Source organism: Clostridium uliginosum (assembly GCF_900112485.1).
Lineage (GTDB): Bacteria > Bacillota > Clostridia > Clostridiales > Clostridiaceae > Clostridium > Clostridium uliginosum.
Genome location: NZ_FOMG01000016.1, coordinates 62,105 through 78,256, shown reverse-complemented (window position 1 = coordinate 78,256; position 16,152 = coordinate 62,105). Strand labels below are relative to the sequence as shown.

Sequence of the window (16,152 nt, the reverse complement as noted above, 5' to 3'; positions counted from 1 at the left end):
ACAAATTTTCAATGCCTACTTCGCAACTATATATGATACTTTATTACTTTAGTTATTTATTTGAAGATGCTTTATATAGATTATAATGAGATCTATAAATTTAGGCACAATGAGTTAAATTAGAATAATTTATAGAAAGAAGGAATGAAAAAAATGGCAAAAGCAGGGATGAGAAGACCAGATCCAAGTGAACCTCATGGAACAGAAAGTAACCATAAACAACATTATAAAAAGAATGATGCACCACCTGTTCAAGAAATACAAGGAAAGGCTAAGGCTGGTAATAAGAAAGCAAAAATTATAGGATAATATATTTAGGAATTTCTTAAAAGAGGATTGTAATGATAATATCAACAATCCTCTTTGTTTATCTTATCGTTACTATCGGCTATAACACTCTAATATTTTCTATTAAGATAGGGGGACAAGCATTACTCACGCGTCTAGGTAAGTTCTTCTAAGGCTTAGATGAAGAGAGTATTTAAATAAAAATAACAATTTTAATTCAATATTTATATTATAATATCAATACTATTTTAAAACATAGAATTTTTAATAGTCACATCTTTGGTCTTTTATTTTCTTTTATATACTTTAGTTATTTTTGAATATTCTTTATATAGGAATTTTAAGGATAAATGTAGAATAATATAGATAGTAAGGAAAAAATTACAAAAATTTAAATGATAGGATGGATTAGCATGAAAGAAAATATAATAGACTTAAATGTTAACGAACTAAAGCCAGGTATGGTAGTTGCTAAGGAAATTCAAGAAGATAAAAAAGTATTAATATCAAAAGATGTTATTATAACAGATGCTATATTAATGAAATTAAAAAGTTTATACATTTTAGAAAAAGTTTCAGTTTATATTGATTCTGATTCAGATAAAATAGAATATAAAAAACAAGATGCAAAGCAAGAATTAGAAAATGTTGAATATACATTTAATGAAATATGCTTAAGTTTACATGAAACATTTAATAAGATTAAGAATTTAAGATCAGATGTTATAAAGGAAGTTAGAGAATTAACAAAGCAACTTCAAAATGAAGTGAAGGATCCTAATATTATTATAAATGATATAGTCTTTTATGGTAGTGGAAAAGATTCTATATATAGACATGGAATTAATGTGGCTGCTATAAGTAATTTACTTGGAATGTGGCTCAAATTAGATGAAAATAAAATAAAATTGCTTACATATTCAGCACTTCTTCATGACGTTGGAAAAACAAAAATAGATGATGAAATTTTTAATAAGCCTGAATCATTAACAAAAAATGATTATAAAATAGTAAAATCACATCCGATTTTAGGATACAATATTGTGAAAGAATTCACTTTTTTAGATAAGTCAGTTTCTCAAGGAATACTGATGCATCATGAAAGAGAAGATGGAAGTGGGTACCCATTAGGAATAAAGGGTGATAAAATATGTGAATTTGCAAAAATAATAGCTATAGCTGATGTGTTTGATGCAATAAATTCTAATAGATCGTATAGAAAGAAAAAATCTCCATTTGAAGCAATACAGATAATCAAAAAAGAAAGCTTTGGAAAATTAGATTATAATTATTGTAATGTATTTTTAAGTCATATATTAAATTATTATATGGGAAGAGAAGTATTCTTAAATACAAATAAACAGGCTAAAATAATACAAATGGACATTAATGAGCTGGATAGACCACTATTATTTGTAGACGATGAATTTTTAGATTTAAAAGAACACAAAGAGTTGTATATTGAAAAATTTATTTTGTAAGAAAAGTGCTAAGAAATAATATTATTGACATAAATAAGGTCATTTGATAAAATATGACTTATTCATTAACAGAGTAGATGTCTGTGCGTTAGGTATATGAAATTGCCTTGAGTGTTAGGAGGACGGGAAGTTGCCTCCTAAACGAAAAACTCTTGTTTACGGTACAGATATTGCATTCCGCTGTTATTTAAAAGGGGACCTCTCTTTTTAATTCAGCAAATAATTTAAAGGGGGGATCTGTAATGAAAAATTTTTGTACTTTAGTTTTGTCTTCATCAAAAGAACTAAAAAATGTAAGAAATTTAGTGACAGCAGCATTATTAATAACTATTAAGCTTATTTTGGATTTATTTACAATACAATTAACTCCATTTTTGCATATTAGTTTTGAGTTCTTAGCGTCTGTAACTATTAGTATGCTATTTGGACCAGTAGTTGGATCAACGTGTGGAGGATTATCGGATGTTATTAATTATGTGATTAATCCTAAAGGTGCATTTTTTGTGGGATTTACGTTATCAGCGATGATTTCAGGTATAATATATGGAACTATATTATATAGAAAAAAAATTACTGTTACAAGATGTGCAATTGCTAATATTCTTTCAGTAGTACTTGTAGATATAATGTTAAATACATTTTGGCTTACAATAATTGGTGGAAAAGGATTTTATGCATTACTTCCAATAAGAGCAATTAAGAATATTATTATGATACCAATTAATGTAACTATGATATATTTTGTTTTAAATTTAGTAAACAAAGTTAGAAGAGATAATTTTTAGATAATTATTTAAAATAAGGCTATGTTTTAGAATAGTGTTGATATTGTTATATTTTTGTAAAGCGGACATTGAAATTTGACTTTTAGAATTCTTAAGTGAGAGTCCAAATTTTACATTTGGTATCTCAAACTTACTCAGCGAACGAATGTGAGTCGAGTTTCCTTGAGTATTGTCACCTTTCCTGCTTGTCCGAAGCTTGCCTTTGGAGCAAGCTAAAAGGGGACTATACTCATTTAGATATTCTTAAGTTCAATTTCTTAGCCCACTTTACAACATATAACAATATCAACACGGTTTTAAAACAGAGTCTAAAATGAAAATTTAAGCTGGAATAAATGTTAAGTTTATTCCAGCTTTTTTTTAATTTTTATAATTGTATAAATTAAAAACATATTAACAATCAACTAAATGATTAAAATACATAAGAAAACATGGAAATATATATTAATTGAGCAATGTATTTGAAGGAAAAACGATATAAATGTAGAATTATATAAGTATATAGGGAATTTCAAAATATAATATAAAAACATTTATGATAGGATGATTATTTATGAAAAGAAAAATAAGAACCTTAAGTGTCAATAAGCTAGAAGCAGGTATGATATTAGTTAATGAAATACAACAAAATAGAAAAGTGTTAATAGCTAAAGATACAGTTTTAACAGATTCTATAATATCCCAATTAGAAAGAGCATATATTTTAGAAAAAATAGAAGTTTATGAAGAACTAGAATCAAATGAAGCTAAATCTGTAAGATGTATGCAAAATAAATTTAATGAAATATCTCTAAGTTTGCAACAGGTATTTAATAACATTAGTAAATTACAAAAAACTAATATAAAAGAAGTTAGAGAGTTGTCAACACAAATTCAAGATGAAGCAAAAGAATCTAATATTATTATAAAAAATGTAGTATTTTATGGAAGTAAAAATGATCCAATATATAGACATGATGTTAATGTGGCGGCTATAAGTAATCTTATTGGAACATGGATGGGATTAGAGCAAAATAAATTAAGTTTGTTAACATATGCAGCTGTTTTGCATGATATTGGAAAAATAAGAATAGATAGCAAAATATCTAAGAAACTTAAGCCATTAACAGTAACAGAGCAAGAAATAATGCAACAACACGCACTATTAGGATATAACATTGTAAAAGAGATTGACTTTTTAGATAATTCTGTTAGTCATGCAGTATTAATGCATCATGAAAGATTAGATGGAAGTGGATATCCTTTAGGGATAAGAGGAGATGCGATATCTGAATTTGCTAAAATAATAGCTATAGCAGATGTATTTGATTCAATAAACTCTAATAGATATTATAAAAAAAGTAGAGGACCTTTTGAAGCAATAGAAATAATTAAGCAAGAAAGCTTTTCAAAGTTAGATTATAAATATTGTGATATATTTTTAAAGCACTTATTAAATTATTATATAGGGGAACATGTATTGTTAAATACAAACAAGATATGTAAAATAATACAAATGGATATTAATGACTTAGAAAGACCGTTAGTATTTGCTGATAATGAATTTATAAATTTAAGAGAAAATAAGGACTTATATATTCAAAGTTTAATATTATAATAAAAAATTGTATCTAGGGCACATTCAAAAAAATTAGTTCTAAATTTATATTATATGAAATTTATAGAGATTGTTTATTAATAGAGAAAAAATGTTAGAAAATAATAGTTTACCCTAAAAATTAAATATGATAAGATATAAACGATAAATACTATTTATTAACATTGACTAAATAGTATTTATAAAAAACTATTTTAATTACATAATATAAAGTTATAATAGGATTTAAAGAAGAAACATATAATATATTAAGAGATTTTTAATGAAATAATAAGTTAAAGATTATTAGTAATTTAGTTAGAGATATTTAATATATTTAATAAGGTATATCAAAATTAGGGAGGACATAAAATGAAAAAGGATTTGTTAGATAAGGGCGCAGTTTTACAAAGGGATAAAGAAACTTATGCAATAGCACCACACTTGACAGCAGGGCTTATAACTCCTAATCAATTAAGAACAATTGCAGATGTGGCAGAAAAGTATAATGTAGCTGCATTAAAAGTTACAGGATCTCAACGTATTGCAATGGTAGGAATAAAAGAAGATGAGATTGATAATGTATGGAAAGACTTAGGAATGAAACCAGGAGCAGCAGTAGGATTATGTGTTAGAAGTGTTAAAATATGTCCAGGAACATCTTTTTGTAAAAAGGGAATACAAGATTCAATCTCCGTTGGAAGTAAATTAGATGGATTATATCACGGAAAAAATCTTCCTAATAAATTTAAAATTGGTGTTAGCGGATGTCCACACAGTTGCGCTGATAATCATATTAAAGATATTGGATTATTTGGTTCAGCAAGAGGATGGGTAGTTCAAATTGGTGGAAAAGGTGGACTTAAACCAAGACTTGCAGATAAGATTGCAATGAACGTATCAGAAGATAAGCTTTTTGATTTAGTAGAAAATATTATTCAAGTTTATGCTAATAATGCTACGTCTAGAGAAAGATTAGGAGACTACATTGATAGAGTAGGTCTAGATGAAGTAAAGAAACAAATAGATCTTGATAGTTATTTATAAGATATTTTAATTTAAGGCTTTGTTTTAAAATCGTGTTGATATTGTTATATAAAGCTCATGGACGGTGAAATTTACTTTGAGAACTCTAAAATGAATATTAGTCCTATTAATGCATGCTCCCAATCACAGATTGTGACAAGCAATTGATAGTACAAATATTCATTAAGAGTTCTACAAAGTAAATTTCAATGCTAATTCGCTATTATATAACAATATCAACACTTTGTTAAAACATATCATAAAGAAATAATACCTAGCATAATGTATTATATTAGTAAAAAAATATCAAAACCAGAAACAGGACAAATATTGGTCCATAAACCAGGAAAATTATACTAAGTACTTTCTTTCATTTGCCTTAAAGAAATACTAAGCATAAATTTCAATGTTTATCTCGCAATTATTTGTTCTGTTTCTTAGTGAAATTTATTTATTAGTTTTGTTTAAATATAATAAAAAATTATAGGTGGATAGTACTACCTTCTTGAAACAGAAAAAAGGATACTTAAAGCTTTTGTTGCTTTAAGTATCCTTTTAAATTATATTAATCTATTATTATAATAACCCAAAGAGCTATTTCAACTATTTTTCAGATAATTTTTTAATTGATACTTTGCTTATTCTTTTTCTGTCACATTTTGATATGATAAATTCATAATCTCCATAAGTAACTTTCTCATTAACTTGTGGATAAGACTTTAACTGTGAATAAATCCATCCACCAATAGTGTCAATATTTTCAGAATCAATTTCAATATTTAGAAGTTCATTAATATCTTCAATGATAACTTTTCCATCTACAATGTAATTACCATCTTCTGTTTTATTAATTTCATCGCCTTCTTCATCAAACTCATCTTGAATTTCACCGACTATCTCTTCCAAAATATCTTCATTTGTTACTAATCCAGATGTTCCACCGTATTCATCAATAATTATCGCCATTTGTGCTTTTTCTTTCTTAAATACCTTTAATAATTCACTTATTGACATTGATTCCGGAACAAATTTAATTTCACGAATAATATCTTCTATATTTTGGTTGTTACCCTCGATTTTCTGTTTATATAAATCCTTAATGTGTATAAAACCAATAATATTATCTTTGCCATCCTTGCATACTGGATATCTAGTTAGCTGTTCTTCTAAGGCAAATGCTATAATCTCATCAAAAGAATCTTCAATAAAGATACACGCCATATCAGTACGAGGCATCATTATTTCTTTTACAGTTTTCTCAGAAAAATCAAATATATTATCTACAAAAGTTAATTCGGTTTTATCTATTAAACCATGCTTATAGCTATCTTCAACCAATAGTTTTATTTCTTCATCAGTATGAGCAGATTCATGTTCCTGAACTTGTGAAATTCCAAATAGTTTTAAAACTAAATTAGTAGCATGATTAAAAGACCACATTATTGGATAAGTTACATTATAAAACATTATGAGCGGTAAAGCTGTATACATGGCTATCTTTTCTGCACTTATAATTGCTAATGATTTAGGAGCTAACTCTCCAAGTACAATATGAAAAGCAGTTATAATTGCAAATCCTAAAACAAATGAAATAGAGTGTATCATATTCTCTGACAGATGAAATAGATTAAGCAGTGGTGTTATCATCTTTGAAACAGCAGGTTCGCCTACCCATCCTAATCCTAAAGATGCTAAAGTTATTCCTAATTGACAAGCAGATAAATAGGAATTTAAATCTCTAACAACCTTTAAAGTATTTTTTGCAGTTCTATTTCCTTCAAGTGCTAATGTTTCTATTCTAGACTTTCGTACTTTTACCATTGCAAACTCTGTGGCAACGAAAAAGCCATTCATAAAAACAAGTAAAAATATAATAATAATATTTATTAGAATAATCATTTATTAATTGTTTCCCTCCCAAGTTATCATATATCTTCTGTTACTTAATATTAGTTTAAATAATAATTATCATTATAACATATATAATTAACTTATATTCAACTTATATTCAACTAAAATTAGCCCTCAACTGTAAATAATGCATAGAGTACTCCTTTTATTATCTCCTCAGTAAGTATATTAGAATTATTTTCTATATATCGCATCTTGGACTTGTTATTTTCTTTCATGTGCCTAATTCTGAGACAGCCCCAAAAATATGAAAACCAAAAACAGGACAAATAATTACGAGATAAACATTGAAAATTGTGCTTAGTATTTCTTTATTTGAAGTTGTTCCAAAATTGTTTGTACAAAGCTTGTTTTTGGAGCAAACTGTTTTGAGTGCAACTTTAAATATTAGAAATATTTAGCATGATTTTCATAGCTTATGGAGTAATATTTGTCCTGTTTCTTTAGTATATATATTATTATTATTATTTTATATTATTCGGTATTTCTTTATCTACACCTAGGATATGTTCAACGATCCACTTTTGAACAAAATCAAGTAGTTCTTTTAGGTATTCATCTTGATCTTGATCTATTTCAGAAAGATTTACTTCTTCTAGACGTTTTATAAAGCCATCATGAATTATTTTGTGAGAAAGAAATTTTGTGTATCCTATAGATAATTGATATTCCTCTTCACACTTAAAATGATAAACAGTATAATCTTTAAGTTCAGTTAAAATTTCAATAATTTTATCATACTTGTCCAATTGAAATTTATTCAATAATAAATCATAAGATCTATCTAAAATTTCAAAAAGTTTTTTATGTTGTGTATCAATAAGTTCCACATCTATGGAATAACGATCAGACCATGAATTCATAATAATATCTCCTTTAATAATTAAGTTTAGTCATTTACATATAGTAATATTATAATATACATATATATAAAGATAAACAAAAAAATACAGGATATTAGGCACATTCAAAAAAATAATAGACCAGTATGTTTATTTATGTATCTTTGGTCTATTATTTTCTTTCACGTGCCTTAGTTTGTTTTTAAAACTATATATCCTGTATTTATAAGTTGTTTTATTTCAAATGTATTATATTTAATTTTGGTTTTGTTTTAATATCAACACGGTTTTAAAACAGATCGTAACTTTAATAAGGCTTATTTTTAGAATAAGTTTCCTATTGAATCAAATAAATCAGAGAAAAATCCTCCTATTTTAGCAAAAAATCCTTTTGCCTCTTTACTATTCAATTGTTCTTTTAATTTACTAGCAGCATCATTTAACTGATCTTTAATTTTACTATAATTAATATCTAATTTATTTATTTTTCCCATTAAAGAATTAATGCTTGCTTTATCTTCATCACTAAGATTAACCTTATATTCCTTAGTAGCTTTATCAACTATTTTTTGTATATCATTTTCAGTTTTTGGTTTTTCTTTAATAACATCTTTTTTCACATCATTTATTAATTTAGCAGCTTGATCTTGTCCTATTTTATCTCCCATATTACCAGTGACTACTAATTCTTCATTTGCTGCTTCTTTTTTATTTTCATCAATTTTTTTACCAGCAGAACTATTTTCAAATCCTTTTAAAATTCCTGTAAGAGCAGCAGTTCCAGATACCTTAAATGGTGCAGAAGCTGTTACATTTGCGTTTTCAATTCCAGCCGTAATTAAAGCATTTCTAATCATTGATTCAGTAACCCAAGTAAGGTTATTAGTAGAAATAACTAGTCCACCTTTACTTGTAGGTTCTACATAAGAACATGAGATAGATTTATTGCCAAGTTGTGCTTTAGAAGCAACATTTCCTAGATATTTTTGTTCTTCATCAGTGGTAATTTCTAAGATGTTTGCATCGTTTTTAGTAACTTTAAAATATGTTAGCATTTCATCCTTTTGTTGCTTAGTTAAATCTCCACCTAAAGTAACAACCTTAAATGAATCTGCAAAAGCAGTGGTACTAGGGCTTATGCTTAAGAACATACTAAGTGCCATAAAAATAACTAATGATTTAGTTATAATGTTTTTGATTTTCGGTTTAATTTTCATTTTTTAATCTCCTTTTAATATATAGTATAGAGTATTGATTAGTTATTTTTTTGAAGATGCTTAAACTATACTATATTCATTTTTAATATTTTTTTGAAATTGGCTCTGTTTTAATATCAACACGGTTTTAAAACAGAGCCTTGAAATTAAGTAAAACTAATAAAAGTATCATTTCTTGTATATTATAACATAGAAGAATATTAGAAAAGAATGAGATTATGTTATTTTTATCTTAATAAGTTCTTATTATTTTCATAATTTCCAAATTAGCTCTAGAACGTGTATTTAAAAGCATATGGAAGGCAAGGCGTAGGTAATCTTAAAAGAATTATTACTATAAATATCGTTATTGTATAAAAATGTAATATAATGAATTAAAAGGGGGAGTATTTATGAATACATGGATTAGAGAAAGCATATTTTATCAAATTTTTCCACTTGGTTTTTGTGGAGTATTAGGACAAAATAATTTAACTTCACAAATAGCAAACAAGTTGAAAAAAATAGAAGAGTGGATACCTCATTTGAAATCAATGGGAATAAATGCACTTTATTTAGGACCGATTTTTGAGTCTACTAATCATGGATATGATACTAAGGATTATTGTAAGATTGACAAAAGACTTGGAAATAATGATGACTTTAAAGAGATATGTGATAAATTACATGAAAATGATATAAAAATTATATTAGATGGAGTTTTTAATCATGTAGGAAGAGATTTTTGGGCGTTTAAAGACATTAAGGAGCATGGACGAGATTCAAAGTATTGCGATTGGTTTGTTAATATTAATTTTAATAATAAAAGTCCAATGGGTGATGATTTCAGTTATGAGGGTTGGAACGGGTGCTATGATCTTGTTAAACTTAATTTAAATAATACAGAAGTTCTAGATCATTTATTATATGCTGTAGGTATGTGGATAGATGAATTTGATATTGATGGATTAAGATTAGATGCAGCTGATAGCATTGATTTTGAGTTTTTTAAGAAATTAAAGAAGTTTACAGATGATAAAAAGAAAGACTTTTGGATTATGGGAGAAGTAATTCATGGGGATTATACTAGATGGGCAAATAAAGAAAGCTTAGATTCTGTAACTAATTATGAGTGTTATAAAGGAAATTTTTCTAGTCATAATGATAAAAACTATTTTGAAATAGCATATTCACTAAATAGACTATTTGGAGAGAATGGAATATATAAAGATTTATGTTTATATAATTTTGTTGATAATCATGATGTGAATAGAATAGTAAGTATTTTGAAGATTCCAGAATATATATATAATGTACACACTTTATTGTTTACAATGCCTGGAGTGCCATCTATTTATTATGGAAGTGAGTGGGGAATAGAAGGTGTTAAAGGAAATAATACTGATGAACCTTTAAGACCAGAATTAGATCTAGATAATATTACTAAGCCTAATGATAAGTTATTTGAGTTAATTAAGAAATTATCTAAAATTAGAAGTGAAAGTAAAGCTTTAAAATATGGAACTTATAAACAGGTATTAGTAAAAAATGAACAGTTTATATATTGTAGAGAGTATGAAGATGAAGAAGTATTTATAGTATTAAATTTATCTGATAAAGAGAGCAATCTAGAATTTGTGTTACCATTTAACACAGGAAAAGACTTATTAGATAGTAATGAAGAAATAATTGATGGTGGAAAAATAAAATTAGTTGTTGCACCATTTTCTTCAAAGATAATAACAAAATTAAGTTAAAAATATATAAATTCAGGTGCTGTTTTAAAATTCTGTTAATATTGTTATATAAAGCTCATGGACGGTGAAATTCACTTTGAAAACTCTAAAATGAATATTAGTCCTATTAATGCATGCTCCCAATCACAGATTGTAACAAGCAATTAATAGTACAAATCTTCATTAAGAGTTCTACAAAGTAAATTTCAATGCCAGTTCGCTATTATATAACAATATCAACACTCTTTAAAAACATAGAGTTAAATTTAATAATATATAATTCTGAAATTGTAAGTTTTCATAAAATAGAATATAATTAATAATATGATTGTTTGAATATACCTTAGTTATGTAATTAGGCACATTCAAAAAAATAATAGACCAGTATGCCTGTATATTTTGCGTAATACTGTGTCGGCAAATTCAGCTAATAGCTCGCTATTAACTGAACTTGCCTCCTTGTCTTACATAAAGTGAAATTTTTCAGGTGGAGTTTTACACTCTAGATGAATTTAGTTGAACTTATCTTAAGACTAAATATACGACGCATCTTTGGTCTATTATTTTATTTCATGTGCCTTAAGGAAAATAGTTGTAGTATAAAAGATTGTAGGTGAATGTATGGATAACAATAAAGATGAATATATAGTGTTTTTAAATGATATCGGTAAGGAAAAGCCTAATAATTTTAGGAATAACGATACACAATGTCCATTTTGTAATAGAGCTGAACTTGAAGGTGTTATTGATGAAAAGGGATCATTTATATTATTAAAAAATAAGTATCCAACATTACAGGATACACTGCAACTAGTAATTATAGAAACTTGTAGTTGTGAAATTGGTATGGGTGAGTACAGTCCAGAATATATGGAGAATTTAATTAGGTTTGGGGTAAAGCATTGGCTTAAATTAGAAGAAAATGATGAATATAAATCTGTAATATTTTATAAAAATCATGGTCCTAATTCTGGTGGGAGCATAAAACATGCACATATGCAAATTGTAGGATTAAAGAGTATAGATTACAGAGAAAACCTTAATCAAAAATATTTTGATGGGGTAGAGATATACAGAAGTAGATCTTGCATTGTGAATTTATCAGATCAACCAATAAATGGATTCAGTGAATTTAATGTAATAATAGATGATGATTTAAATTCACTAAATGAGCTTTCAAATGGAGTTAGAAAAATAGTTCATTATATACTAAATAACTATTTTGCTAAGTGTGATAGTTTTAATCTTTTTTTCTATCATTGGAATGGGAAAATTATATGTAAGGTTACTCCAAGATTTACAACATCACCATTATTATTAGGATATTCACTAAAACAGATATCAAATAGTTTAGTTCATATAGCAAAAAAATTAAAAGAATTATATTTTCAGTAATAATTTATAAAAAGGGGCTATCTTAGAATTATTAGGTGAAGTAATAATAAAAAAATAGAAATAACATTTATTTAAGAAGACTAGAAAAATTTCGCTAAGAGTTTCTAACATTTAAAGTTGTACCCATAAAAGATTGCTCCTAATATGCATTAGGACAATCATTTATGGAACAACTTCAAATGAAGAAACTCTAAGCTTATTTTTCAATGCTTCTTTCACAAATGTTATTTCTATTTTTTTGAATATACATAATACCATTAAATGATTTGTATTTTATGAAACAGATCCTTTTTGATTTCTATAAGGCATATTAAAGAAAATAACAAGTCAAAGATGCGACGTATGTTTTGGCGTCAGACAAGGAGATGAAATCATCTAATAGCAGGCTATGGGATGATTTTACCGACGCAGTATGACACAAAATAGACTAGCATACTGACGTGTTATTTATTTTAATGTGCCTAACTTAAAATGAAACCTTTTTAGAGCGTAATAAGTATAAATAAATCATTGTAAAATAAATAAATATTCAAAGATTATTAGAAATTTTCGAACTGGAGAAGGTAGTTAATGTTGTTATTAGCTACCTTTGTTGATGCAGTATATTACTACTAACTAATTATTTATTTTTAGGCTATTTTAAAAATATATGGGTTAGGGGCATAATACATATTCCTAAAAATATTGAATATAATGATAAATTATTGTATCCATATTGACGTGAAGAGGGGATTAATTCTTCAAAGGATATATATAACATTATTCCCATAACAAAAGCAAAAATTAATCCAAGAAGAAAGTCATTTATAAATGGTTTTAAAATTAAAAAGGCAATAAGAGCTCCAAGTGGCTCTGAAAGACCAGAATATAATGTATACTTAAAAGCCTTTTTTCTGCTTCCAGTTGAATAATAAATTGGCATAGCAACTGCAATACCTTCAGGTATATTATGCAGAGCTATTGCTACAGCTATAGATACTCCAAGAGTTATATCTTGATAACCAGACATGAATGTTGCAATACCTTCAGGGAAATTATGTAGTGTAATTGCAATCATAGATACAAATCCAACTCTAAAAAGGTCTAAATGTTTATTATCATGATCTTCTCTACTTTTAGGTTCATGAGGTACAAATTTATCAATTAGCATAGCAAATATAACACCAGTTAACATATAAAATATTGTTAACAATACACCATATATGTTTCCGTAGTAATGAACTAAAGTTTCTTCAGCATGTGGAAATAAATCTGTAAAAGATACACAAATCATTACACCAGCTGAAAATCCTAATGCAAAAGTTATGGTTTTATCACTTTTTTTCTTTGAAAATAGAACTATAATAGCTCCTAAAACTGTAGATATCCCTGCAAAAAAAGATAGAAGTAATGCAAGGAATGTATTATCATTCATTTTATTAACACCTCTTTTTAGGCATATAAAAAAAATAACAAGTTAATGTGCTAGTCTATTTTTCATCATATTACATCGATATATTCACCTAATATAGAGATATGTGAAAAGCATTCATGTTTGTCTTTGGGCAAAATAGACACTGCATCCTTGATTTGTTAGTTTCTTTTATAAGCTTTATTTATATATTCTTTATTTATATATTCTTTATAAGGTGATAACATTACAAAATTTAAATATTAGGCACATTCAAAAAAATAATAGACCAGTATGCATGTCTATTTTGCGTCATACTGCGTAAGCAAATTCAGCTAATAGCTCGCTATTAACAGAAATTGCCTCCTTGTCTGACACCAAATATACGATGCATCTTTGGTCTATTATTTTCTTTCATGTGCCTTAGTTATTATAAAATAAATAATTAATTAAATATTCTTAGGAATTTTTGAATTATACAAGGAAGCGAAAGCAGTTAATATTGCGGTTATTAGATAGCTTTACTGACACAATATAGTACAAAAAAGACAAGAAGAATTACTAATTATTTATTTTAAGATTTATTATTTAAGAAACTTAAAATTATTTTTAGATTTGTATGGAGTGTGTGATTATAAGGGGTAAAATCAAAAAAAATGCTTACTATACATAAAAAACTGGCAGATTTTTATGATATAGTGAAGCATTCTTTTAAATAATATTAAAAAGGAGTAGTAATTTGGTATGACTATAAAAGTCATTAAAGATTACATATATTCCACTAAAGAACATACAACGATCTGTTGAGTAATTACTAACTATATTTATATTGTAGCAGATTTAAGTTAAAAAACAAGTATATTTTCAAAATATAGTAAATATTTTGAAAATTAAAAAAATGTAATTATTTGATAAATATTTATTTGGATAGGCATTAATAAAAAACAAAAACTAAGAAAATATTGACATAATAAATTAAAAAGTGTATAATTAATTTTGTTACAAGGCCCATTGGTCAAGCGGTCAAGACGCCACCCTCTCACGGTGGAATCATGGGTTCGATTCCCGTATGGGTCACCATTATAGTAAACACCAGATTTTATAGAGATATAAAATGCTGGTGTTTTATTATTTTAATGCTTCTTTCACAAATGTTATTTCTATTTCTTTTTTTGAATATACATCATATCATTAAATGATTTGTATTATGAAATAGCACCTTTAAATTCCACGTTATATGCAAATTAAAATAAAGGGACTAAGGATTTTACCGCAAAATAAATTATGATATAATATTAAACAATACTTTATATTTTTTTATGTATGCAAAAGAAAGAATTAAATTTCTTAATAGATATCTTTAATATAGATTAAGGTATCTTTGATTTGTATTTTCTTTAATATGCCTTAAATCCTAATGTCTGTATTTGTGTATAGATATTTTGGTGGATGTATACTTAATAACTTATAATCAGTAAAGATGGGGGACTGTATGAAGCGTAATATATCAACTAATGAAAATAGAAGAAATAACACAATATATGCAAGAATAAAAAGAAAGATAACACAAATGTTTAAAATGGTATTTTTGTTATTTGTGATTACATGTATCGCATATGCAGTAATGAATTATTTAAGCAAGAATGATTATATTAATTTAAATAATTCGGAAATAAAACTTTATATAGATTCAGCGGATGATGTAAGTAAAGGAAAGCTTCAAGTTAATTGGAAATACTTAGCTGCAATTGATGGGGTTAGATATGAGAAAGATTTTTCAAAATCAAATGATAAAAATGTGAGTGAATTAGGTTCAATGTTTTTAAACGAAGATAGTACAAGCAGTAAAAAGAATAAATATAAACTTGTAAATATAGAAAATGTGTTAAATAAATTATCATTTAGTAATTCACAGAAAGAACAAACTTATAAATATATACAGCAGTTGGAATCTATAGGTTTAGTGAATGAGAATTTAAAAAAAGATTCAACATATAGAAATTTTATTGATGAGATTTCACCAAAAGCAATTGAATTATATAATAAATTTGGAATTCTTCCTTCTATAACAATATCTCAAGCTATTTTAGAATCTAGTTGGGGAAAATCAGAGCTGAGTGTTAAAGCAAATAATTTATTTGGAATAAAAGCTGATAGTAGTTGGAAGGGAAAAAGTGTAAATATGACTACATCAGAATATTATAAAGATGTTATAAAAGATAATTTTAGAAGTTATGAAAACAAAACAGATTCTTTGGACGATTATGGTAAATTCCTTTCAAATAATAAACGATATAAAGAACATGGAGTTTTTAATAATTCTCAATATATAGAACAAGCTCAATCAATTGAAAATGCAGGATACAGCACTAAGCAAGACAAAAATGGAAATAATACATATGCTGATTTATTGATTGACTTAATAAGAGAAAATGATTTGCAACTTATTGACAGTAAGGTGCAAAGTCAGAAATAGAATATATATCTATTTTATATATAAAAAATCAACTGAAAATAAACTCCTCA

At 26.3% G+C, this 16,152-nt stretch carries 12 protein-coding genes, 1 tRNA gene and 1 riboswitch; of the genes, 9 read left to right on the top strand and 4 right to left on the bottom strand.

Annotated elements, in window-relative coordinates:
• The first annotated feature begins 153 nt into the window (after positions 1 to 153).
• From BM027_RS18250 to BM027_RS11275, 5 genes are all read left to right on the top strand, one after another.
• Complete coding sequence (locus BM027_RS18250; protein ID WP_175559976.1) at positions 154 to 309, top strand: hypothetical protein; 156 nt, start codon at positions 154 to 156, stop codon at positions 307 to 309.
• A 392-nt stretch (positions 310 to 701) separates the two neighbouring features.
• A complete protein-coding gene (locus tag BM027_RS11290; protein WP_090091735.1) occupies positions 702 to 1,769 on the top strand; it encodes an HD-GYP domain-containing protein in 1,068 nt (355 codons plus the stop codon).
• Between the two features lie 67 nt (positions 1,770 to 1,836).
• A riboswitch (THF riboswitch) is annotated at positions 1,837 to 1,954 on the top strand.
• 57 nt (positions 1,955 to 2,011) lie between these two features.
• Positions 2,012 to 2,554, top strand: a complete 543-nt coding sequence (locus BM027_RS11285) for a folate family ECF transporter S component (RefSeq protein ID WP_090091733.1) — start codon at positions 2,012 to 2,014, stop codon at positions 2,552 to 2,554.
• A gap of 553 nt (positions 2,555 to 3,107) precedes the next feature.
• On the top strand, positions 3,108 to 4,151 hold the full coding sequence (locus BM027_RS11280) for an HD-GYP domain-containing protein (RefSeq protein WP_090091731.1): 1,044 nt from the start codon (positions 3,108 to 3,110) through the stop codon (positions 4,149 to 4,151).
• Positions 4,152 to 4,502: 351 nt separating this feature from the next.
• Positions 4,503 to 5,177 carry a nitrite/sulfite reductase domain-containing protein gene (locus BM027_RS11275; RefSeq protein WP_090091729.1) on the top strand — a complete coding sequence of 225 codons (675 nt, stop codon included), beginning with the start codon at positions 4,503 to 4,505 and terminating at the stop codon, positions 5,175 to 5,177.
• Positions 5,178 to 5,759: 582 nt separating this feature from the next.
• Here the strand turns inward: BM027_RS11275 and BM027_RS11270 are convergent.
• The 3 genes from BM027_RS11270 to BM027_RS11260 all read right to left on the bottom strand — a co-directional run bounded on the left by BM027_RS11270 (position 5,760) and on the right by BM027_RS11260 (position 9,126).
• A complete protein-coding gene (locus BM027_RS11270; RefSeq protein ID WP_090091727.1) occupies positions 5,760 to 7,055 on the bottom strand; it encodes a hemolysin family protein in 1,296 nt (431 codons plus the stop codon).
• Positions 7,056 to 7,531: 476 nt separating this feature from the next.
• Positions 7,532 to 7,930, bottom strand: a complete 399-nt coding sequence (locus BM027_RS11265; RefSeq protein ID WP_090091725.1) for a bacteriohemerythrin — start codon at positions 7,928 to 7,930, stop codon at positions 7,532 to 7,534.
• A 302-nt stretch (positions 7,931 to 8,232) separates the two neighbouring features.
• Positions 8,233 to 9,126, bottom strand: coding sequence for a DUF1002 domain-containing protein (locus BM027_RS11260; RefSeq protein ID WP_090091723.1), 894 nt, complete (start codon positions 9,124 to 9,126; stop codon positions 8,233 to 8,235).
• A 392-nt stretch (positions 9,127 to 9,518) separates the two neighbouring features.
• Here BM027_RS11260 and BM027_RS11255 point away from each other — a divergent pair, with 392 nt between their 5' ends.
• Positions 9,519 to 10,862, top strand: coding sequence for an alpha-amylase family glycosyl hydrolase (locus BM027_RS11255; RefSeq protein ID WP_090091721.1), 1,344 nt, complete (start codon positions 9,519 to 9,521; stop codon positions 10,860 to 10,862).
• A 600-nt stretch (positions 10,863 to 11,462) separates the two neighbouring features.
• On the top strand, positions 11,463 to 12,236 hold the full coding sequence (locus tag BM027_RS11250) for a DUF4931 domain-containing protein (RefSeq protein ID WP_090091720.1): 774 nt from the start codon (positions 11,463 to 11,465) through the stop codon (positions 12,234 to 12,236).
• A 634-nt stretch (positions 12,237 to 12,870) separates the two neighbouring features.
• On the opposite strand, the gene zupT is transcribed toward BM027_RS11250, so the two are convergent.
• Positions 12,871 to 13,650: a zinc transporter ZupT gene (gene zupT, locus BM027_RS11245; RefSeq protein ID WP_090091718.1), complete on the bottom strand. Its 780-nt coding sequence runs from the start codon at positions 13,648 to 13,650 to the stop codon at positions 12,871 to 12,873.
• A gap of 981 nt (positions 13,651 to 14,631) precedes the next feature.
• On the opposite strand from zupT, the gene BM027_RS11240 reads away from it, so the two are divergent.
• Positions 14,632 to 14,706 (top strand) — tRNA-Glu (locus BM027_RS11240).
• 412 nt (positions 14,707 to 15,118) lie between these two features.
• On the top strand, positions 15,119 to 16,102 hold the full coding sequence (locus BM027_RS11235; RefSeq protein ID WP_242943319.1) for a glycoside hydrolase family 73 protein: 984 nt from the start codon (positions 15,119 to 15,121) through the stop codon (positions 16,100 to 16,102).
• Positions 16,103 to 16,152: the final 50 nt, after the last annotated feature.

Bases quoted from the DNA above. Each gene is read 5' to 3' on its own strand.
- BM027_RS11280 (WP_090091731.1), top strand. From the start codon at position 3,108: ATGAAAAGAAAAATAAGAACCTTAAGTGTCAATAAGCTAGAAGCAGGT.
- BM027_RS11235 (WP_242943319.1), top strand. From the start codon at position 15,119: ATGAAGCGTAATATATCAACTAATGAAAATAGAAGAAATAACACAATA.
- BM027_RS11260 (WP_090091723.1), bottom strand. From the start codon at position 9,126: ATGAAAATTAAACCGAAAATCAAAAACATTATAACTAAATCATTAGTT.
- BM027_RS11270 (WP_090091727.1), bottom strand. From the start codon at position 7,055: ATGATTATTCTAATAAATATTATTATTATATTTTTACTTGTTTTTATG.
- BM027_RS11275 (WP_090091729.1), top strand. From the start codon at position 4,503: ATGAAAAAGGATTTGTTAGATAAGGGCGCAGTTTTACAAAGGGATAAA.
- BM027_RS11265 (WP_090091725.1), bottom strand. From the start codon at position 7,930: ATGAATTCATGGTCTGATCGTTATTCCATAGATGTGGAACTTATTGAT.
- BM027_RS11290 (WP_090091735.1), top strand. From the start codon at position 702: ATGAAAGAAAATATAATAGACTTAAATGTTAACGAACTAAAGCCAGGT.
- BM027_RS11250 (WP_090091720.1), top strand. From the start codon at position 11,463: ATGGATAACAATAAAGATGAATATATAGTGTTTTTAAATGATATCGGT.
- BM027_RS11255 (WP_090091721.1), top strand. From the start codon at position 9,519: ATGAATACATGGATTAGAGAAAGCATATTTTATCAAATTTTTCCACTT.
- BM027_RS18250 (WP_175559976.1), top strand. From the start codon at position 154: ATGGCAAAAGCAGGGATGAGAAGACCAGATCCAAGTGAACCTCATGGA.
- zupT (WP_090091718.1), bottom strand. From the start codon at position 13,650: ATGAATGATAATACATTCCTTGCATTACTTCTATCTTTTTTTGCAGGG.
- BM027_RS11285 (WP_090091733.1), top strand. From the start codon at position 2,012: ATGAAAAATTTTTGTACTTTAGTTTTGTCTTCATCAAAAGAACTAAAA.